Source organism: Microbacterium sp. GbtcB4, from assembly GCF_019091465.1.
Classification (GTDB): domain Bacteria; phylum Actinomycetota; class Actinomycetes; order Actinomycetales; family Microbacteriaceae; genus Microbacterium; species Microbacterium paraoxydans.
Window position 1 is genome coordinate 1 of record NZ_JAGXJJ010000234.1, and the last position, 259, is coordinate 259.

The window sequence follows — 259 nt, forward strand, 5'->3', positions numbered from 1 at the left end:
GAGGGACGAGCGCGCCGCCGCGGCCGGAACGCCACCGTCCTGCCCTTCCCGGGCTACGGCGGGCCCGGATGGGTCCGTGTGCTCGGTCGTGTGCTCATCGTCCCGCCGCAGCGCCGCGGTCGCGACGGGGAACCGGCGGGCATCCGCGGCTGGCGCAGCTTCGTCGGCATCCCTGTCGGCTTCGCCTCCGTCGACGTGCGTGGCGGCGACAGCACGCAACGGGTGGGCGCCGGCCGCGGGGGCGCCATCGGCTCCGGCA

At 77.6% G+C, this 259-nt stretch carries 1 pseudogene; it reads left to right on the plus strand.

The window, feature by feature from the left end:
* Nucleotides 1-259, plus strand: a pseudogene (locus tag KVS71_RS17790) (ACP synthase); the annotation flags it as partial.